Origin of the sequence: Bradyrhizobium erythrophlei (assembly GCF_900129505.1) — a bacterium.
GTDB classification, from domain to species: Bacteria; Pseudomonadota; Alphaproteobacteria; order Rhizobiales; family Xanthobacteraceae; genus Bradyrhizobium; species Bradyrhizobium erythrophlei_D.
This window is the reverse complement of the sequence record NZ_LT670818.1, coordinates 3,926,240-3,944,469: the sequence shown is the minus strand read 5'-3', so window position 1 is coordinate 3,944,469 and position 18,230 is coordinate 3,926,240. Positions and strand designations below refer to the sequence as shown.

The window sequence follows — 18,230 nt, the reverse complement described above, 5'->3', positions numbered from 1 at the left end:
GCACCGTTCTAACGTTAAAGTTAACTTTAATGTCAAGCGAGAATCCAGGCCAAGGAAATCCCGGACATTGATGGGACACTGAAATGAAGATCGGCGAACTGGCGAAAGAGACCGGATTGGCGCCCTCGCGTATCCGCTACTATGAGGCGGTGGGCCTGATCGGCTCGGACAGGGGACTCAACGGCTATCGCCGCTACTCGCGCGAGACCCGGCAGATCCTGGAGATCATCGTCACCGCCCAGCAATCCGGGTTCTCGCTCGACGAAATCCGCAATCTCCTGCCGCCGCAGGGAAAGGCGGAGTGGGACCGCGACAAGCTCCTAGCCGGTCTCAGGAACAAGCTGATCGAGGTGGAAGCGCTTCAACTCCGATTGGTCGAAACCTGCGCCGGCCTGAAGGCGGTGATCGCCCAGATCGAAACCATATCGCCGGGCGGCGACTGCTTTGACAACACCGAAGGCGTGTTAGCCAATATCAGGGATCAGGCCAAACCGAGTCGATAGCGCCGCCTTGGGCATTGCCGTGGCGCGGGAGAGTTCAAGACACCCGCGTCTCTAGAATTTCAGCGCCTTGGCCTGCTTCACCTGCGGCAGCGCCTGCACCTTGGCGAGCACGTCCGGCGGCACCGCACCGTCGACCTCGACCAGCGCGATGGCGTCGCCGCCCTGTTTGGTGCGGCCGAGATGGAACGTCGCGATGTTGATCTTGGCATCGCCGAGCAGGCCGGCGAAGTGGCCGATGAAGCCCGGCTTGTCCTCATTGGTGACGTAGATCATTGACTTGCCGAACTCGGCATCGACACGGATGCCCTTGATATCGACCAGCCGTGGCTTGCCGTCGTGATAGACGGTGCCCGACACCGAGCGCTCCTGCCGCTCGGTGGTGACGGTGACGGTGATCAGGCTTTCGTAGTCGCTCTGCGCCGCGCGCACGATCTCGTCGACCACCATGCCGCGTTCCTTGGCGACCACCGGCGCGGAGACCACGTTGACGTCGCCCAGCATTGGCCGCAGCAGGCCCGACAGCACCGCCGAGGTGATCGCCTTGATCTTCATTTCGGCGACATGGCCTTCATAGGTGATCTGCACCTTGGAGATGCCGGTCTCGGTGAGCTGGCCGGCGAACGAACCGAGCTTTTCCGCGAGCTCGATGAACGGCTTCAGCTTCGGTGCCTCTTCCGCCGTGATCGAGGGGAAGTTGACCGCGTTGGAGATCGCGCCGCTCAACAGATAGTCCGACATCTGCTCGGCGACCTGAAGTGCTACATTCTCCTGCGCCTCGGTGGTGGCTGCGCCCAAATGCGGCGTGCAGATGACGTTGGGATGGCCGAACAGCACGTTCGAAGTTGCCGGCTCCTCGACGAACACGTCGAACGCCGCGCCCGCGACATGTTTGGAGTTGAGCGCATCGACCAGCGCCTGCTCGTCGACCAGCCCGCCGCGCGCGCAGTTGATGATGCGCACGCCCTTCTTCATCCTGGCGAGCGCGGCCGCACCGATGATGTTCCTGGTCTTCTCCGTCAGCGGCGTATGCAACGTGATGAAATCGGCGCGCTTGAAAAGCTCTTCAAGCTCGACCTTCTCGACGCCGATGTCCTTGGCGCGCTCCGGCGACAGGAACGGATCGAACGCGATCACCTTCATGCGCAGGCCGAGCGCGCGGTCGGCGACGATCGAGCCGATATTGCCGCAGCCGATCACGCCCAGCGTCTTGCCGGTGATCTCGACGCCCATGAAGCGGTTCTTCTCCCACTTGCCGGCCTGGGTGGAGGCATCGGCCTGCGGAATCTCTCGCGCCAGCGCCAGCATCAGGGTGATGGCGTGCTCGGCGGTGGTGATCGAATTGCCGAACGGCGTATTCATCACGATGATGCCCTTCGCCGTGGCCGCCGGGATCTCGACATTGTCGACGCCGATGCCGGCGCGGCCGATCACCTTCAGCCGCGTCGCCTTCTCGATGATCTTCGCGGTGGCCTTGGTGGCGGAACGAATCGCCAGCCCGTCGTAATTGCCGATGATCTCGGCGAGCTTTTCCTTGTCCTTGCCGAGATTGGGCTGGAAATCGACCTCGATGCCGCGATCCTTGAAGATCTGCACGGCGGCAGGCGACAGCGCGTCGGAAATGAGAACCTTGGGTTTTGTCATGGGAGAGGGTTTTCCTGAAACGAGAACGTTGATGAGTGGCTTGAACCGTCTTTCGCAAAGAGGCGGTTGCCAACGATACAATCTCTTCTCCCTCTCCCCGTTCTCACGGGGAGAGGGCTGGAGTGAGGGCTCTACCGACAGACTCGGACTCGCGGAGAGTCCCCCTCACCCGGCGCGGAGCTTGTGCCCGGACGGCGCGAGCGCCGATCCGGGTGCGCCGACCTCGCCCCGCAAGCGGGGAGAGGTCAGGAAAGAGAAATTACGCCGCCTTCGGAAGCTGCGCCTTGGTTTCCGCGAACGCCCAGTCGATCCACTGCGTCAGCAGCGCGACGTCCCTGGCTTCTACCGTGGCGCCGCACCAGATGCGCAGGCCCGCCGGCGCATCGCGATAATGCGCGAAATCGTAACCGGCGCCTTCCTTCTCCACCAGGGCGACGAGCTTCTTCGAGAAGTCCGCCTGCGCGTCGGCGGAGAGCGAAGTGATGGCGGGATCGACGACCTTCATGCACACCGAGGTGTTGGACCGGATCGCCGGATCCTTCGCCAGGAAATCGATCCACGGCGTCTTCGCCTTCCAGTCGGCGAGCGCCCTGGCATTGGCGTCGGCGCGCGCGATCAGGCCCTTGAGGCCGCCGACCGACTTCGCCCAGTTCAAGGCGTCGAGATAATCCTCGACGCACAGCATCGACGGCGTGTTGATGGTCTCGCCCTCGAAGATGCCTTCGTTGAGCTTGCCGCCCTTGGTCATGCGGAAGATCTTCGGCAGCGGCCAAGCCGGTTTGTAGGTCTCGAGCCGCTCGACCGCGCGCGGGCTCAGCACCAGCATGCCGTGCGCGGCTTCGCCGCCGAGCGCCTTCTGCCAGGAGAACGTCACCACATCGAGCTTGGGCCAGTCGAGCTTCTGCGCGAACGCCGCGGAGGTCGCGTCGCAGATGGTGAGGCCTTCGCGGCTCGCGCTGATCCAGTCGGCATTGGGAACGCGCACGCCGGAGGTGGTGCCGTTCCAGGTGAAAACGATGTCGCTGGCCGGATCGGCCTTGGAGAGATCGGGGATATCGCCATAGCCGGCATGCAGCTTGGTGACGTCCTTGAGCTTCAATTCCTTGACGATATCGCTGACCCAGCCTTCGCCGAAGGATTCCCAGGCAATGGTGGTTACGGGGCGCACGCCAAGCAGCGACCACAGCGCCATTTCGACCGCGCCGGTATCGGACGCCGGCACGATGCCGATCTTGTAACCCGCCGGCACCTCAAGCACTTCGCGGGTCAGTTCGATCGCGAGCTTGAGCTTGGCCTTGCCGATTTTCGCGCGATGCGAACGGCCGAGCGCGGCGTCCTTGAGATTTTGGGGGGTCCAGCCGGGGCGCTTGGCACAGGGGCCGGAGGAAAAATGCGGCACATTCGGCCGCGAAGCGGGCTTCGCTGCAGTCATGATCTATCCTTCCAGATAGCTAGCCTCCCGTTGGGGGGAGGTGTCCCGCCGCAGTGATTACGGGAATCGACTGGAATCGTCAAGAAGCTTCGGAGGGATCAGGTATGATCTCGGGATCACAGGCGATTGATGGCTCGGCGGGATCTTGCGGCGACAGTTGCGGGCTGCCTAGCGAGTCCAGCAACTCCGCCGCATCGGTGACGAGCTGAGCGGCTCTTCGCCGGCTCGCGACCTTCAAGACGCTTTTTTCCCCCGCCCGCACCACGAACTCGTCGCCGATCCTGACAATCGAATAAATCTTCATGTGCGGTCCCCAAGCTGCCCGAGCCCGACGGGATACACCATCATGCCACGTTTGGTTCCGCCGAAAAAATTATGGAAGGCTGGGTAGTTTATTCCGTGTTAACCGAATTGAACCGTGAAACCGGAATCGCAACGAGCTCAATGGCCACGGGAATCAGGGCTGCAAAACGAGACGATAAAGATCGTGCGCGGCCAGCCAGGCAAACAGCAACGCGCCCGTGCCGTGCAGGGCTGCCGTCGAGGCGAACTTCGTCGGCTGCTGGTGGATATCGTAGCCGATGCCGTCGCTGAAGATGACGCCGTCGCGCAAGGCGCGAACAAGCGTCACCATGATAAAGGCGGCGAACCCGCCCATCATCAGACCTGCAACTGGCGGCATGCCGCACCTCACCTTCGAGGTGCATGCTTGCGGCGAAGGTCTGAACAAAGGGTGGTTACAAAGGGGCGATATTGCGGCCGTTCAGATTGTTGAGTTAACAGCGGGTTTGCGCGCCCGCGGGTTTCAGGCAGCTTGCCGTCGCACCATCATCGGAAGCGCGCGGCGGAGCGGCGCTCAGAACCGCAATGTCATGCCGACATGGCTCGGCTGGAATCCCAGCCGCTTGTAGAAGCGCTGCGCGTCGATGCGGGTGTTGTGGGTGAGCAGTTCGACCAGCCTGCATTCCCCGGCGCGCGCTTCCGCGACCGCCCATTGCACCAATTGCTCGCCGATGCCTCGGCTGCGGCAATGGCTGGCGACGCGAACGTCCTCGATCAGGGCGCGCGAGGCGCCCTGCGAACTCAATCCCGGCAGAATGCAAAGCTGCAGGCAGCCGACCACCGCACCGCCCTGCTCGGCAACCACGAGCTGGATGTTCGGATCCCTCTCGACCGCCTCGAATGCCCTGAGATAGGACGGCGGCAGCGGATCCTCGATCCGTTCGCGCCCGCTGCCGAGCGGATCGTCCGCGAGCATCGCGACGACGATTCGGACGTCGTCGCGGTGCGCGCGTCGGATGATAACAGCGGAATTTGCCACCATGAAGATTCCAGTATTTGTCTAGCGGACCGGCTTCAGTCCCAGCGACCGTTCGGCCTCGCCGATCCAGCGCCGCAGCGAGGCGTAGCCGTCGAGGTGAAAGCCGCCCTCACGCGCAAGCCGCGTATAGGCCAGCAGCGAGACGTCGGCGAGCGTGAGACTGTCGCCGACCAGAAACCGCGTCGCGGCGAGTTCATGCTCCATCCGCGCCAGCGCCGCGTAGCCGCGCTTGACCTTGTCGGGATCGAGATCGGAGGCAGGCTTCCCCAGATATTTCATCTGGAAACGACACACCGCGAGATAGGGCTCGTGGCTGTATTGTTCCCAGAACAGCCATTCGTCCATCTTGGCTGCAGCAAAGGCATCCTTGGGAATGAGATCGCTGTCGCGCGCGAGATAGCGGATGATGGCGTTGGACTGCGCCAGCACGCGGCCGTCGTCGAACGCGACGGCCGGCACCTGGCCCGCGCTGTTGAGCTTGAGAAATTGCGCAGTTCGGGTCTCGTGCTTCAGCGTATCGACATCGATCCAGTCGTAGGGCAACGCCAGGGCATCGCAGACCCACTTCACCTTCAGGCAATTGCCCGAATTGCTGTCGCCGTAGATTTTCATGGCGCACCGCCGTTGTTGAGGGGAACGACAGAGCAGCAGGCGCGATTGGCTATGTCAATAAAATCCGCCGGCGATACGCGAAAGCACCGATCAGAACTTGTAGCCGATCCCGGCGTGCACGCTGTTCTGCGTGACCACGCTGTCCTTGATCGACAAAAACTTGATGTATTCCCATTCGCCGCGCAGGAACACGCAATCCCACAACATATATTCCATGCCGAGACCAGCGGTCCAGCCGGCCACGAAGTTGTTGGATCGCCCATCGGTCGTGGTTAGCGCAAACTGTGGAAGCTGAAAGCTGGTCGAAGTTCCATTGGCAAAATTGATTGTCCTGGTCACAGAACTTGATACCGTGCGTGTAACGTCCATTCGACCGACCGCGAGACCGCCGAAGATATAAGGCAGGAAATCGCCGGTTGCCCAGCCCGCGCGGCCACGGAAGGTCACCTCGTCCTTGACCTGCAGTGCAGCACTACCTTTCAGCGTCACACCGTCTGCGGCAGTGGCACCGGCCGGCAGAACCAGCGTCGGCTCAGCGACTTGAATCGGGCCCAAACTCGCGGCGGTTGATGTGGCAAGGCTGGACAGATAATTATAGTTTGCCTCGACGCCCAAGACGATGTCGTCAAACTGAAAGTTGCGTCCGACGAAAGCTCCGAACGCCGGGCTTTGTCCGTTGACCCGGCCCAGTAAAGTAAGTTGAGACACTGGAGCTTGCAGCGTAGTGCTGCGAAATAGATCATTGGTCATGGAAACGACGGTCTTCCCATAGTCCGTATTTGTCCACGAATACCCGACCTGGCCGCCGGCGTACCAGCCAGACCAGTTTCGGGTGGGCGCGGGTCCTGCCGGGAGACTGCCGCGAAGGAAATCGGGCATGTCCGCCGCCTGCGCGCTGGACACCGCACCGAACATCATCGCCGCCAGTACAAACCTACGCATCGCAACACTCCATCGAACCCACCATGGCTTGGCGCCGATCATCGCCCGTTAACCTTAACCAATGGTTGTCGCCGCGCGTTTTGCGCAAAACAAAACGGCGCGGGAAGATCCCGCGCCGTTGACAATGATTAATAGTCGAGAGGCGTGATCAGCCTTTGCGCACCAGCGGCGGCGGCGCATAGACGGGCTGCTCGCTCTCGAAATTCCAGCGCACGCCGAGCTTCAGATCGTGCGAGGTGATGTCCTTGAAGGTCATCGCCTGGTTGGCGGTGACACCGTCCTTGGTCACCAGCGCACCAGTGACGCCGTCGCCGAGGTTCATATAGCTGTACCCGAGTTCGACTGTCACGTTCGGGGTCACCCGATATGCCAGACCGGTATGAAGTGCCCAGGCGAGGTCCCACTTCGACGCGCTCGACGCCGACGCGAGCCCCGGAACGGTGCCGAAGAGGAAGGTCCCGTTGACGCCGATATCGGTGAAATTCGAGATCGTGTTGCGCGACGTGCCGACACCGGCGCCGATATAGGGCGTCACACACCACCAGGTACCGAGATCAGCATAGACGTTGGCGAGGAAAACCAATTCGGATTTGCTGGCGCTATAGGCATCGCTGCCGCGCTGCACGGTGCCGGTGTCGGGATAGGACGTCAGGTCGACCCCGTGAAAGTTCGCGTTGCCGCGGTACTGCGCAGTCACGTCAGCGCGGAACCAGTTGTTGAATTGATAACCAACGCCGACACCGAAGATGCCGCCGGTATCGAAACTATTCTGCTGCTGCAGGGACAACAGGTTGGGATATGAATAATAGTCGCGCTTGCTGATGCTTTGATTGCTGAAGCCGAAATCGCCACGCAAATACCAGCCGCCGAAATCGGCGGGCGGGGCCGGCGCGTACATCGGCGGCGGCGTGATCATCGGCATATCGGCGGCGAACGCCATCGACGACAACAGTGATGCCGCTCCGGCGGCAACGAGACACTTAACGCTACGCATTGGCTTCGTCCTTTTGGCCGGTGAGGCAGGCAACGGCGGCCTCACATCGAAAAACTCACGGCCGGACGATGGCAGCAAATGCTTAAGCGCCACTTAACCCTAATTATTAACGTTGATAATCCGTTGCGGATGATCGGCCCGGCGCGGGTGGCCTGCGACAGGATGGCCGCGCGATTTCAATATTTGCCGCACGAATGGCCGCGAAACCCGATCTCGATCTGGTCAACATGCGCTGCCGCAGATTTTTGTTTCAGGAAGTTGCCAGCGCGAAAGCGGACGACACCGCTACAATCGCTAATAATGTATTGATGCGAGGCCGCCGGCGCCGGGCGCCGCTTCCGACAATCAGCGCGCGGTTTTGGGAAGCTTCGGCAGGAACACCGCGAGCAGCCCGATCGCCGGCAGCAACGCACAGAGCTGATAGACGAAGGCGATGCCGGTGTGGTCGGCGACCTTGCCGAGCACCGCGGCGCCGAGACCGCCGATGCCGAACGCAAACCCGAAGAACACCCCGGAGATCATGCCGAAGCGGTGCGGCATCAATTCCTGCGCGAATACGATGATCGACGACGTCGCCGACGAAATGATCAGGCCGATGAACACCGTCAGCACCGCGCTTGCGAACAGGCCGGCATAGGGCAGCGCCAGCGTGAACGGCAGCGCCCCGAGGATCGAGAACCAGATCACGTATTTGCGGCCGAAGCGATCACCGAGCGGTCCGCCGAAGAACGCACCCGCCGCGTTCGAGGCGAGGAAGATGAACAAATAGAACTGGGCGGCCTGGGTCGAGACGCCGAACTTCTCGATCAGATAGAAGATGTAATAGCTCGACAGGCTGGCGATATAGAGCTGCTTGGAGAACAACAGCGCCACCAATATGCCGAGCGCGATCATGACGCGGCGCGAACTCGGCGCATCCGGATGCAGATGGATCGGCACCGCCCTTTTTGCCGCGATCTGCGGCTTGTACCATTGCCCGATCCGCCACAGGATCACGATCGCCAGGAACGCGATCGAGGAAAACCACGCGATGCTCGGCTGACCGAACGGCACCACGATCAGCGCCGCCAGCAGCGGTCCCATCGAGGTCCCGAAACTGCCGCCGAGCTGGAATACCGATTGCGCAAAGCCGTAGCGGCCGCCCGAGGCAAGCCGCGCGATCCGCGAGGATTCCGGATGGAACACCGCCGAGCCCAGGCCAACCAGCGATGCCGCCACCAGAATGACCGAATATCGCTGCGCGACGCTGAGCAGCAGCAATCCAAGGAACGTGAATCCCATGCCGATCGCGAGCGAGAACGGCTGGGCTTTCTTGTCGGTGAAATGTCCGATCACCGGCTGCAGCAGCGACGCGGTGAACTGGAAAGCCAGCGTGATCATGCCGATCTGCGCGAAATCCAGCGCGTAGCTGTCCTTCAGGATCGGATAGACCGACGCGATCAGCGATTGCATGGTGTCGTTGAGAAAATGCGAGAAGCTGATTCCCGCCAGCACGACATAGGCTGGCCCCGCCGCGGCAGCGCTTCCTGCGACCGTCACGTCCGGCACCGGCGCGACCAGTGCTTCTTCGGAGACGATGACGGTCTTGTTCAATGAATATTCCCGACGGATTCGGCGCGCCTAGTTTTTTCTACGATGGCGGCGCCGCGCCGACCAGCACCATTAGATTATGGCTGCGATGCGTTCGCATGATCCGCGCGAGCGTGAACGGTTTGCCGGCGAGATCAGGCGCGTTTCGAAAGAACAGCGCTTACGCCGCCGCGGCGTGGCCGAGCGCGGAGACGATGTGATCGACCACTTCCTCGACCAGGATTCGGTTGTCGCCCTCGCCCATCACGCGGATCACCGGCTCGGTTCCGGAGGAGCGGACCAAGAGCCGGCCTTGGCCGTTGAGCCGCTTCTCGCCGTCCACGATGGCCGACTTGACCTCGGCGTCGTCGAGCGGCTTGCCGCTGCGGTAGCGCACGTTCTTCAGGATCTGCGGCAGGGGATCGAAGCGGTGGCAGACCTCCGACACCGGGCGGCGGAGTTTTTGCACCACCGCGAGCACCTGAAGGGCGGCGACGAAACCGTCGCCGGTGGTGGCGTAGTCAGACAGGATGATGTGGCCGGAGGGCTCCCCGCCGAGATTGTAGCCGCGGCTCAGCATCTGCTCGAGCACGTAGCGATCGCCGACCGGCGTGCGCACGAGCTCAATGCCCTGGCCTTCGAGAAAGCGCTCCAGTCCCAGATTGGACATCACGGTGGCGACGATACCGGGTTTCGCTAGGCGGCCGTCTTCCTTCCAGCTTTGCGCGATCACAGCCAGCAACTGGTCGCCGTCGACGAGGTGGCCGCGCTCGTCGACCAGGATGACGCGGTCGGCGTCGCCATCGAGCGCGATACCGATATCGGCGCGCATCTCGCGCACCTTGCGGCTCAGCGCTTCCGGCGAGGTCGAGCCGCATTCCTTGTTGATGTTGAATCCGTCGGGTTCGACGCCGATCGGAACGACGTCGGCGCCCAGCTCCCACAGCGCTTCCGGCACCACCTTGTAGGCCGCGCCGTGGGCGCAATCGATCACCACGCGCAGGCCGTCGAGGCTGAGATCGCGCGGCAGCGTGCGCTTGGCGAATTCGATGTAGCGGTCATGGACGCCGTCGATGCGGCGGGCGCGGCCGAGGCTGGCGCTCTGCGCCAGCTTCTTGTCGAGGCTCTCGTCCAACAGCTGCTCGATCTGCATTTCGACGTCGTCGGAAAGCTTGAAACCCTGCGGGCCGAACAGCTTGATGCCGTTGTCCTCGAACAAATTATGCGAAGCGGAAATCATTACGCCAAGATCGGCACGCATCGACTTGGTCAGCATCGCCACCGCCGGCGTCGGTATCGGGCCGAGCAGCAGCACGTCCATGCCGACGGAGGTGAAGCCGGCCACCATCGCGTATTCGATCATGTAGCCGGAAAGCCGCGTGTCCTTGCCGATCACGACGCGATGGCGGTATTCGCCGCGCTGAAACACCAGTCCGGCCGCCTGCCCCACCTTGAGCGCCAGCTCCGGCGTGATCAAGCCATTGGCACGGCCCCGAATCCCGTCCGTACCGAAGTATTTGCGGCTCATAGTCCCCCCAGCAGCTATCGAGGCTTCTCAAATCCCACCCGGCGCGAAGTCTTGAACGCCCGCCATCCCGGCGTGTAAGCCTTATAATGCCATCGGGACTAAAATGGCTTCAAAAAATATGATGAATCATTACCGGCGGCCGAATCCGTAATCGACCGTTAAGCCGTTGTTAATTCAAGGATTATGCTAAAAATGGAACCGTTTGCCGCGCCGGCGCTAGTTGCTGCGCTTGACGTAGTGGTCGCCCTTCGAGGGCGCCGGCTGGGTGACATTCACGGGGTCCGAGCCCGGAAACGTCTCCTCCAACCCCTCCTCCAGCGCCTCGTCCAGCCGGCGCTTCTCGTTGCCTTTGGCCTCTTTGGGATCCGAGCGTGGTCCGGTCATGGATGCCTCCTGGTTTCCGCTGTCCCCCCGCGAATGATTTTGCGGTGGCCTCAAGCATGCTAGATGAACAGTGAAAGCGCCGAATACAAGAAGGCAAGATACCAGAAGGCCGGGAACGTTCATGAAGCACATTACCTGCATCGAAGATCTGCGCCAGGTTCATATGCGAAAGGTGCCCAAGGCATTTTTCGATTATGCCGACCGCGGCTCCTACGCCGAGGAAACGCTACGCGCCAATCGCGAGGACTTGCAGCAGATCAAGTTCCGGCAGCGCATTCTGGTGGATATTTCACAGCGAGATCTGTCGACCACCATCATCGGCGAGAAATCGAACCTGCCGCTGATCCTGGCGCCGGTCGGATCGACCGGCATGCAGTATGGCGACGGTGAAATTCTCGCCTGCCGCGCCGCGCAGGCCGCGGGCATTCCCTACACGCTGAGCACGATGTCGATCAACTCGATCGAGGATGTCGCCGAGAACGTCGAAAAGCCGTTCTGGTTTCAGCTCTACGTCATGAAGGATCGCGGCTTCTGCAAAGCGCTGATCGAGCGCGCGATCGCGGCGAAATGCAGCGCGCTGGTGCTGACCGTCGACCTGCAGGTGATCGGGCAGCGGCACATGGACATCAAGAACGGCATGACGGTGCCGCCGAAGTTGTTCAGTCCGAGCAACATCATCGACATCGCCACCAAGCCCGGCTGGGTCATGAGCATCCTCGGCGCCAAGCGCCGCAACTTCGGCAACATCGCCGGCCATTTGCCGGGCGGGCAGGATCTTGCCTCGGTGTCGGGCTGGGTCGCCTCGCAGTTCGACGCGTCGCTGAACTGGAAGGACGTCGACTGGATCCGCAGCATCTGGCCGGGAAAGCTGATCATCAAGGGCATTCTCGACGTCGAGGACGCCGAGGAAGCGGTCAAGACCGGCGCGCAGGCGATGGTGGTGTCCAACCATGGCGGCCGGCAGCTTGACGGCGCGCCGTCGTCGATCGAAGTGCTGCCGGAGATCGCCGACGCCGTCGGCTCGCAGATCGAGATCCTGTTCGACGGCGGCATTCGCTCCGGTCAGGACGTGATGCGCGCGCTCGCGCTCGGCGCCAAGTCCTGCATGATCGGCCGCGCCTATATTTACGGCCTCGGCGCCTTTGGCGGCCCCGGCGTCGCCAAGGCGATCGACCTGATCGCCAACGAGCTTAGCGTCACCATGGGGCTGTGCGGCGTCAACAAGATCGCCGAGATCGACGACCACGTAATCGCGGTTTGATTCCCCGTCGTCGTCCCGGCCAAGCGAGCGCGAGCCGGAACCCATAACCACCGGCGGATCAATCAGGCACTGCCGGGCCAACAAGCCCATTCCCTGCGTTCGCAGGGACGACCCGTTGACGGGATTGCGCTCGACGTCTCTGCAATCACATCGGCGGCGTGATGCCGTCGCGGCCGACATTGACGCGGTTGGCTTCCAGCGTGCCGTCGTCTTTCCGGGTGGCGCCGAAGATGATGATCTTGGCGCCCGGCTTCAGTTCCGACTTGTCACCCACGAGGAAGGTGACGATCGGCGTCCCCGGCGGCACCACGACTTTCTTTTCGCCGTCCTTGTACTTGACCAGGATGTTCTGGCCGTCGGTGCCCTCGACGGTCTGCGCCACCGTGGCGTTGGTCATGGTGGAGTTCGGGCGCAGATCCCAAGGCCTGAAACCTTCGGCCACGCCGCGCTGCGCCTCCGGGAAAATGTGAACGGCGAGCGCCTTCTGGGTGCCGTCGGGCTCCGGCATCGCGGAGACGCCGATATAGGAACCCGGCTTGATTTCGGACATCGCGATGTTGGCGACGCCGAACACCGCGACATTGTCGGTCAGCCGCACCTTCATGTCGGTGCCCTCGCGCGATTTCACCGTGAGCAGCGGACCGTCGACGGCCTCGATGGTGCCGCGAATGCGCACCGCCGGCGGCTGCTGGGCCGACACTGCCGATCCCAGCACCGATAGCACCGCCAGCGCAGCCAGCGCGCGCGGCAACAATGAAGACATTCCCAGCATAGCCATCTCCTCCCCATACTCGGTCGACCAGAGGAAGAACACCGCGGCGCCGGGGCTATTCCGGGATAACACAACCGTGAGAGGTCGTTCGGCGCGGTGTGCCTCACCTGGCTCAGGCAAAGAGGTCACATCGGTGGCGTCAGCCCGTTGAGGCCGACACTGACGCGATTGGCCTCGAACGAGCCGTCCGGCTGCTTCTTGATGAAGGCGATCACCTTGGCGCCGGCCTTGAGCTCGGACTTGTCGGCCGGAACATAGGTCACGACCGGCGTATCCCGCGAAACCACGACTTTCTTTTCGCCGTCCTTGTATTTGACCGTCAGCGTGTGGGCATCATTGCTGACGACGCTCTCGGCCACCGTCGCATTGGTCATGGTCGAGTTGGGACGCAGATCGAACGGCCGCGATCCCTCCCCGGTGCCGCGCATGTCTTCCGGAAACACATGCACCTCGACCGCGTCGGCCTCGCCACCGGGTCCAGGCACCGTGGTGGCACCGATGAAGGAACCGACCTTGATATCGGCAAGCGAAATGCTGGTGATGCCGACCACGCGCATGTCGGCGCCCATGTGCAGCTTGAAATCCTCGCCGCTGCGCGATTTGACCGCGAGCACATCGCCGTCGACGGCTTCGATCGTGCCGCGAACCCGCGACGGCGTTGGCGGCTGCTGCGCGATCGCGTAGCAGGTTGACGCGGCGACGGCAGTGATTATGACAAGCGGATGAATGAGCGTTGAACGGCGAGTGGGCATGAACGGGTCTCCGATTGAGGGAACTAAGAACGGACACCCCGGTGCTGCAATGATATTCCGGCTCAAAGTTTTGTGAGATCGGCCTCGATCAGCGCGCGAAGCTCCGGCGTGACCTGCGGCCGCTGTCCGAACCAGAGCTCGAACCCGCGCACCGCCTGGTGCAGCAGCATGCCGAGGCCATCGGCGATCCGCAATCCGCGCGCCCGCGCCGCCGCCAGCAACGGCGTCTGCAGCGGCACGTAGACGAGATCGGCGACGACCGAATGCGGCGGCAGCCGGCCGACATCGATCTCGAGCGCGGGTTGGCCGTGCATGCCAAGCGACGTCGTGTTCACCAAAAAGTCGACCCGCGGCAGCCATTCGCCGATGGCGTCCCACGATACCGGATGAACCTGGACGCCGAACTGATCGGCCAGCGCACGGGCCCGCTCGACAGTCCGGTTGGCCAGATAGACGCGCTTGATGCCGCGCTCGATCAGTCCGAACACCACGGCGCGCGCCGCCCCGCCGGCGCCCAGCACCAGCGCATCGCCGGTGGCTCCGTCCCATCCGGGCGCGCAGGCGTCGAGATTATGGATGAATCCCTCGATGTCGGTGTTGGTTGAGCGCAGTTCGTCGCCCTCATACCACAGCGTGTTGGCGGCGCCGACCGCGCGGGCCCTCTCGTCCGGCGTCGTCAGGGCCAGCGCGCGCTCCTTATGCGGGATCGTGACGTTGGCGCCGACGAAACCATGCGCCTTCAGATGCAGCACGAATTCGGCAAGGCCTTCGGGCGGGATCGCCTCGATGTTGTAGCCGCCCGGAAGGCCAAGCGTCTGCAGCCAGTAATGATGGATCAGCGGCGAGCGCGAATGCGCCGCCGGCCATCCGATCAGGCATGCGGCGCGGGGTTTTGCCATGGCTGTCATTGCCGGTCCTGTTGCAATGCACCGCGTATGCGGATGTTGTCGCTGTGCTCAAATCGGGCAAGCCGCGCCCGCTGTCAATGCTATCGGTGCACCGTAACCGCAACGATGGCGCTCAGGGCCAGTGCGCCGCCCGCGGCAAACCAGATCGCGGCGAGATTGATCCAGTAATAAGCCAGCGCGCCGCACACCGAGCCCGCCACCAGCGCCGCCCACAGCAAGAGGTTGGACACCCAGCCCCAGCGCGCCCCGCTGGTCAGTGCCGCAGCCACGAGCTGGCCGACCTTGACCAGCGCGCCGGTGACGTAGGTAACGCCGAGGCCGCCGCCGCCCTCGATCTGGAACACCGCGTTCTCCAATCCCATCGCCAGCACGATCGCGGCGATGGCCGTATTCGGCATGCCGAAGACGTCCGCCAACCCGGCAGCGACGAGCAGCAGCGCTTCCACCAGCAACACCCATGGCTGCCGGTGCACGCCCCGGCCGAGCACCATCAGGCTGCCGACGGCAGCGCCGATCACGAACAGCGCGATCACGCCGAACGCCTCCGCCGCATTCATCCATTGGCCCTGCGCGAGGTTCACGCCCATCCGCGTCGAGTTGCCGCTCATGAAGGAGACGAACAGGCCACCGAGATACAAATAGCCGATGCCGTCGACATAGCCGGCCAGCGCGCTCAGCGCGCAGGCTAACGAAATATTGCGGCGTGTATCAAGCATTGCTCTGGAAACCAGCCCCGCAGTGCGAGACACCAGTGTTCATGAAAGCGGCTCGTTTGGGAAGCGGCACCGAAAATGCCTTTAACCAGTCCATTCCAACGGGAGGCTTGACGCGAGCTATTAAATGGGGGTACAATTAATCTCGTGAAGATCACGTTTGATCCGGCAAAGCGCCAAGCTGCTCTCAGCGAGAGCAGGTTTGAATTTTGCTGATGCGGCGATCGTCTTTGCCGGCTCGACGATCACCGTGCAAGACACGCGGCGGGACTATGGCGAGACTCGCTTCCAGACGATTGGATTTCTTGCTGATCGAATGGTGATGGTTGTTTGGACGCCGCGCAGCGATGCTCGGCATGTCATCTCGATGAGAATGTGCAATGACCGCGAGAAAGCGATCTATCAAAAGCGATTTGGCCAAAGTTGATGCCCATCGCATCACGAAGGCCGAATATGACGAGGCTCCTGAACTGACGAAGGAGATGCTCGATCGCGCGGAAATTCGCCATGGCGACAAAATCATCAAACGTGGCCGGCCGCCGCTGGAAAATCCAAAAGAGGCGGTGAAGCTTCGTCTCGACCACGACGTTCTCGCGGCCTATCGCAAGACCGGCAGCGGATGGCAAACACGCATCAACGCCGACCTGCGGAAGGCCGCGCGAAAGCTGACGGGCTGATCACGCCGCGACGCGATGCGCGGCGATGATCTGGTCGGCGGCGCGGCCGGTGACCTCGGCCATGCGGTCGAACGCCCGCGTGAAACTGCCGGCGCCGGCGGTGGCCGAGCGCAATTCCACGATCAATTCGCCGATCTCGGCTTCCGGCATCATGGCACGGACACGGTCCCATCCCGGCCAGCCCTCGCGGGTGTCGAAGCCGAGGATCTGGCCGCGCCGTCCCGACAGGATGGCGTTGATCTTCGCGGTCGCTTCGGTCGGACAAACGATCTCCACCACATGGATCGGTTCCAGCAGCACCGGCTGACACTGCGGCAGCGCCTCGGAGATGCCGATCCGCGCCGCGGTGCGGAAGGCGAGATCCGAGGAATCCACGCTGTGATAGGAACCGTCCGTCAGCGTCACCTGCACGTCGATGACGGGGAAGCCGAGCGGCCCGCGCAGCAAGCCGTCGACCACGCCTTCTTCCACCGCGCCGATGTAATTGCGCGGCACCGCGCCGCCGACGACCTTCTCGTGAAACTCGAATCCGCCGCCGCGCGGCAGCGGCATGATCTCCAGCACCACGTCGCCGAACTGGCCGTGGCCGCCCGACTGCTTCTTGTGGCGGCCGCGCTGGGTGACCGATTTGCGGATGGTCTCCTGATATCCGATCGCCGGCGGATGCGATTTGACGTTGACGCCGAAGCGTTCGCTGAGGCGCTCCAGCGCGACCCGCAGATGCATTTCGCCCTGTCCCCACAGCACGATGTCATGGGTCCTCGGATTCTGGATCATGGTCAGCGAGGGATCTTCCTCGTTCAGCCGCAACAACGCCTGCCCGAGCTTGACGTCGTCCTTGCGGTCGCCCGCCGCGATCGCCATCGACAAGACCGGCGGCAGGGGCTCGATTGTGACAAGCGCCTTCGGCGCGGTCTTGCCGCTCGACAGCGTGTCGCCGGTCTTGACGGTGTCGAGCTTGCCGAGCGCTATGGTGTCGCCGGCTTCCGCGGCGGCACGCTTGCTGTCATTGGCGCAGTTGACGTTCGAGATGCCCGACACCCGCCCGCTCTCGCCGGAGGACGCATGCAGCGTCGCGCCGTCATCGAGATGGCCCGCGAACAGGCGCGTCAGCGACAGCTTGCCGCCATGCTGCAGATGCGCGGTCTTGAACACGTAGCCCGTCGCGTCCCTGGTCTGGGGCACGCCGAGACGCCGCGCGGTGTCGGCCACGCCGGGCGCTTCATGGCGCAGCGCCTTCATCAGGCGCAGCACGCCGTTCTCGCGCACGGCCGAGCCGAGCAAAACGGGGCAGATCTGCCCTTCGCGCAATTCGCGGGCGAGATCGTCGAACACCGCGTCGCGCGGCGGCTGAATATCCTCCAGCAACTGCTCCATCAGCGCGTCGTCATGATCAGCGAGCTTCTCCAGCATCGAGAAACGGGCTTCCTTCTCGCGATCGAGATCGCCGCCCTCCAGCGCCACGACTTCGGAGGCCTTGTGTTCGCGGTAGACGAAGGCGCGCTCCAGCGCCAGATCGACGAAGCCCGCGATCAAGTCGCCGTTCCAGATCGGGATCTGGCGCAGCACCAGCGGAATCCGCGACGCCGGCTGCAAGGTCGCGAGCGTCTCGCGAATGCGCTTGTTGGCGCGATCGATCTTGTTGAGAAACAAAAAGCGCGGAATGCCGAGATCCTCGAGTTCGCGCAGGATCAGCTGAAGCTGCGGCAGCTTTTTCTCGTCGGCTTCGCAGACCACGACCGCGGCATCGACCGCCGGCAATGCGGCGCGCATGTCGTGCGCGAACTCGACCGAACCGGGACAATCGATAAAAGTGTAGCTTTCGCCCATGAAACTCGTTGTGGCAGCGGTCAGACCAACGCCCATCTTGTGGCGGCGAGCTTCGGCGCTGGAATCGCCTACGGAAGTACCGGCGTCGACGCTGCCGGTGCGCGGGATCGCACCCGTGCGCGCCAAAATCGCTTCCAACAGTGTGGTTTTACCGCTTTGGAAAGGGCCCACCAGCGCAATGCACCGTGGGCCGCGGGGACTTCTGACGTCTTGTCCCATCGCCGCCTCCTTGTTGGGAGCTCGGCCCTTGATTGGGTCGGCGGACAAGATGCTCGCCCTCCGCCGCCGATTTGGCAAGACGGAAAAACGTCGCTGCAGTGCATTGCGCGACGCGGGAGTTTCCCGCCACTGATTGGCGTTCGCGGAAAGAAATCCCTCGCCCGGCAAGCCC

20 protein-coding genes are annotated in these 18,230 nt (G+C 62.9%); 4 read left to right on the top strand and 16 right to left on the bottom strand.

Features of this window, described 5'->3' with window-relative positions; genetic code table 11:
- Window positions 1-83 precede the first annotated feature (83 nt).
- A complete protein-coding gene (locus B5525_RS18265; protein WP_079567262.1) occupies window positions 84-503 on the top strand; it encodes a MerR family transcriptional regulator in 420 nt (139 codons plus the stop codon).
- Window positions 504-554: 51 nt separating this feature from the next.
- Here B5525_RS18265 and serA read toward each other — a convergent pair whose 3' ends face one another.
- From serA to B5525_RS45400, 11 genes are all read right to left on the bottom strand, one after another.
- The gene (serA, locus tag B5525_RS18260) at window positions 555-2,144 is read right to left on the bottom strand and encodes a phosphoglycerate dehydrogenase (protein WP_079567261.1); all 1,590 of its coding nucleotides are present in this window, start codon (window positions 2,142-2,144) and stop codon (window positions 555-557) included.
- 259 nt (window positions 2,145-2,403) lie between these two features.
- Entirely contained in the window at window positions 2,404-3,576 is a 1,173-nt protein-coding gene (locus tag B5525_RS18255; RefSeq protein ID WP_079567260.1) for a phosphoserine transaminase, read from the bottom strand.
- A 79-nt stretch (window positions 3,577-3,655) separates the two neighbouring features.
- Window positions 3,656-3,880, bottom strand: a complete 225-nt coding sequence (locus B5525_RS18250; RefSeq protein ID WP_079567259.1) for a hypothetical protein — start codon at window positions 3,878-3,880, stop codon at window positions 3,656-3,658.
- A 153-nt stretch (window positions 3,881-4,033) separates the two neighbouring features.
- Window positions 4,034-4,258: a hypothetical protein gene (locus B5525_RS18245; protein ID WP_154073294.1), complete on the bottom strand. Its 225-nt coding sequence runs from the start codon at window positions 4,256-4,258 to the stop codon at window positions 4,034-4,036.
- Between the two features lie 174 nt (window positions 4,259-4,432).
- Window positions 4,433-4,900, bottom strand: a complete 468-nt coding sequence (locus B5525_RS18240; RefSeq protein WP_079567257.1) for a GNAT family N-acetyltransferase — start codon at window positions 4,898-4,900, stop codon at window positions 4,433-4,435.
- 18 nt (window positions 4,901-4,918) lie between these two features.
- The gene (locus tag B5525_RS18235; RefSeq protein WP_079567256.1) at window positions 4,919-5,509 is read right to left on the bottom strand and encodes a glutathione S-transferase family protein; all 591 of its coding nucleotides are present in this window, start codon (window positions 5,507-5,509) and stop codon (window positions 4,919-4,921) included.
- Window positions 5,510-5,599: 90 nt separating this feature from the next.
- Complete coding sequence (locus tag B5525_RS18230) at window positions 5,600-6,451, bottom strand: outer membrane protein (RefSeq protein ID WP_079567255.1); 852 nt, start codon at window positions 6,449-6,451, stop codon at window positions 5,600-5,602.
- Between the two features lie 148 nt (window positions 6,452-6,599).
- Window positions 6,600-7,445, bottom strand: coding sequence for an outer membrane protein (locus tag B5525_RS18225; protein ID WP_079567254.1), 846 nt, complete (start codon window positions 7,443-7,445; stop codon window positions 6,600-6,602).
- Window positions 7,446-7,790: 345 nt separating this feature from the next.
- Window positions 7,791-9,038, bottom strand: coding sequence for an MFS transporter (locus B5525_RS18220; RefSeq protein ID WP_079567253.1), 1,248 nt, complete (start codon window positions 9,036-9,038; stop codon window positions 7,791-7,793).
- Window positions 9,039-9,195: 157 nt separating this feature from the next.
- Window positions 9,196-10,542 carry a phosphoglucosamine mutase gene (gene glmM, locus B5525_RS18215; protein ID WP_079567252.1) on the bottom strand — a complete coding sequence of 449 codons (1,347 nt, stop codon included), beginning with the start codon at window positions 10,540-10,542 and terminating at the stop codon, window positions 9,196-9,198.
- A gap of 216 nt (window positions 10,543-10,758) precedes the next feature.
- Window positions 10,759-10,926 (bottom strand): hypothetical protein, encoded by a 168-nt coding sequence (locus B5525_RS45400; RefSeq protein WP_172899916.1) that lies wholly within the window; start codon window positions 10,924-10,926, stop codon window positions 10,759-10,761.
- A 121-nt stretch (window positions 10,927-11,047) separates the two neighbouring features.
- On the opposite strand from B5525_RS45400, the gene B5525_RS18210 reads away from it, so the two are divergent.
- Window positions 11,048-12,187, top strand: coding sequence for an alpha-hydroxy acid oxidase (locus B5525_RS18210; protein WP_079567251.1), 1,140 nt, complete (start codon window positions 11,048-11,050; stop codon window positions 12,185-12,187).
- Window positions 12,188-12,332: 145 nt separating this feature from the next.
- Here the strand turns inward: B5525_RS18210 and B5525_RS18205 are convergent, their stop codons facing one another.
- From B5525_RS18205 to B5525_RS18190, 4 genes are all read right to left on the bottom strand, one after another.
- Window positions 12,333-12,950, bottom strand: a complete 618-nt coding sequence (locus B5525_RS18205) for a hypothetical protein (RefSeq protein ID WP_079573503.1) — start codon at window positions 12,948-12,950, stop codon at window positions 12,333-12,335.
- A 134-nt stretch (window positions 12,951-13,084) separates the two neighbouring features.
- Window positions 13,085-13,711: a hypothetical protein gene (locus B5525_RS18200; RefSeq protein ID WP_079567250.1), complete on the bottom strand. Its 627-nt coding sequence runs from the start codon at window positions 13,709-13,711 to the stop codon at window positions 13,085-13,087.
- 62 nt (window positions 13,712-13,773) lie between these two features.
- Window positions 13,774-14,610, bottom strand: a complete 837-nt coding sequence (locus tag B5525_RS18195; RefSeq protein ID WP_172899914.1) for a shikimate dehydrogenase — start codon at window positions 14,608-14,610, stop codon at window positions 13,774-13,776.
- Window positions 14,611-14,699: 89 nt separating this feature from the next.
- A complete protein-coding gene (locus B5525_RS18190; RefSeq protein ID WP_079567248.1) occupies window positions 14,700-15,335 on the bottom strand; it encodes a YoaK family protein in 636 nt (211 codons plus the stop codon).
- A gap of 157 nt (window positions 15,336-15,492) precedes the next feature.
- On the opposite strand from B5525_RS18190, the gene B5525_RS18185 reads away from it, so the two are divergent.
- Together B5525_RS18185 and B5525_RS18180 are read left to right on the top strand one after the other, a co-directional pair.
- Window positions 15,493-15,759: a BrnT family toxin gene (locus B5525_RS18185; RefSeq protein ID WP_338075287.1), complete on the top strand. Its 267-nt coding sequence runs from the start codon at window positions 15,493-15,495 to the stop codon at window positions 15,757-15,759.
- Complete coding sequence (locus B5525_RS18180; RefSeq protein WP_244567937.1) at window positions 15,746-16,009, top strand: BrnA antitoxin family protein; 264 nt, start codon at window positions 15,746-15,748, stop codon at window positions 16,007-16,009. Before B5525_RS18185 ends, B5525_RS18180 begins: the two co-directional genes overlap by 14 nt.
- On the opposite strand, the gene B5525_RS18175 is transcribed toward B5525_RS18180, so the two are convergent.
- Window positions 16,010-18,058: an elongation factor G gene (locus B5525_RS18175; RefSeq protein ID WP_079567246.1), complete on the bottom strand. Its 2,049-nt coding sequence runs from the start codon at window positions 18,056-18,058 to the stop codon at window positions 16,010-16,012.
- Window positions 18,059-18,230: the final 172 nt, after the last annotated feature.

Coding starts and splice junctions, on each gene's coding strand:
- B5525_RS18265 (WP_079567262.1), top strand. CDS start 84: ATGAAGATCGGCGAACTGGCGAAAGAGACCGGATTGGCGCCCTCGCGT.
- serA (WP_079567261.1), bottom strand. CDS start 2,144: ATGACAAAACCCAAGGTTCTCATTTCCGACGCGCTGTCGCCTGCCGCC.
- B5525_RS18255 (WP_079567260.1), bottom strand. CDS start 3,576: ATGACTGCAGCGAAGCCCGCTTCGCGGCCGAATGTGCCGCATTTTTCC.
- B5525_RS18250 (WP_079567259.1), bottom strand. CDS start 3,880: ATGAAGATTTATTCGATTGTCAGGATCGGCGACGAGTTCGTGGTGCGG.
- B5525_RS18245 (WP_154073294.1), bottom strand. CDS start 4,258: ATGCCGCCAGTTGCAGGTCTGATGATGGGCGGGTTCGCCGCCTTTATC.
- B5525_RS18240 (WP_079567257.1), bottom strand. CDS start 4,900: ATGGTGGCAAATTCCGCTGTTATCATCCGACGCGCGCACCGCGACGAC.
- B5525_RS18235 (WP_079567256.1), bottom strand. CDS start 5,509: ATGAAAATCTACGGCGACAGCAATTCGGGCAATTGCCTGAAGGTGAAG.
- B5525_RS18230 (WP_079567255.1), bottom strand. CDS start 6,451: ATGCGTAGGTTTGTACTGGCGGCGATGATGTTCGGTGCGGTGTCCAGC.
- B5525_RS18225 (WP_079567254.1), bottom strand. CDS start 7,445: ATGCGTAGCGTTAAGTGTCTCGTTGCCGCCGGAGCGGCATCACTGTTG.
- glmM (WP_079567252.1), bottom strand. CDS start 10,542: ATGAGCCGCAAATACTTCGGTACGGACGGGATTCGGGGCCGTGCCAAT.
- B5525_RS45400 (WP_172899916.1), bottom strand. CDS start 10,926: ATGACCGGACCACGCTCGGATCCCAAAGAGGCCAAAGGCAACGAGAAG.
- B5525_RS18210 (WP_079567251.1), top strand. CDS start 11,048: ATGAAGCACATTACCTGCATCGAAGATCTGCGCCAGGTTCATATGCGA.
- B5525_RS18205 (WP_079573503.1), bottom strand. CDS start 12,950: ATGTCTTCATTGTTGCCGCGCGCGCTGGCTGCGCTGGCGGTGCTATCG.
- B5525_RS18200 (WP_079567250.1), bottom strand. CDS start 13,711: ATGCCCACTCGCCGTTCAACGCTCATTCATCCGCTTGTCATAATCACT.
- B5525_RS18195 (WP_172899914.1), bottom strand. CDS start 14,610: ATGGCAAAACCCCGCGCCGCATGCCTGATCGGATGGCCGGCGGCGCAT.
- B5525_RS18190 (WP_079567248.1), bottom strand. CDS start 15,335: ATGCTTGATACACGCCGCAATATTTCGTTAGCCTGCGCGCTGAGCGCG.
- B5525_RS18175 (WP_079567246.1), bottom strand. CDS start 18,058: ATGGGACAAGACGTCAGAAGTCCCCGCGGCCCACGGTGCATTGCGCTG.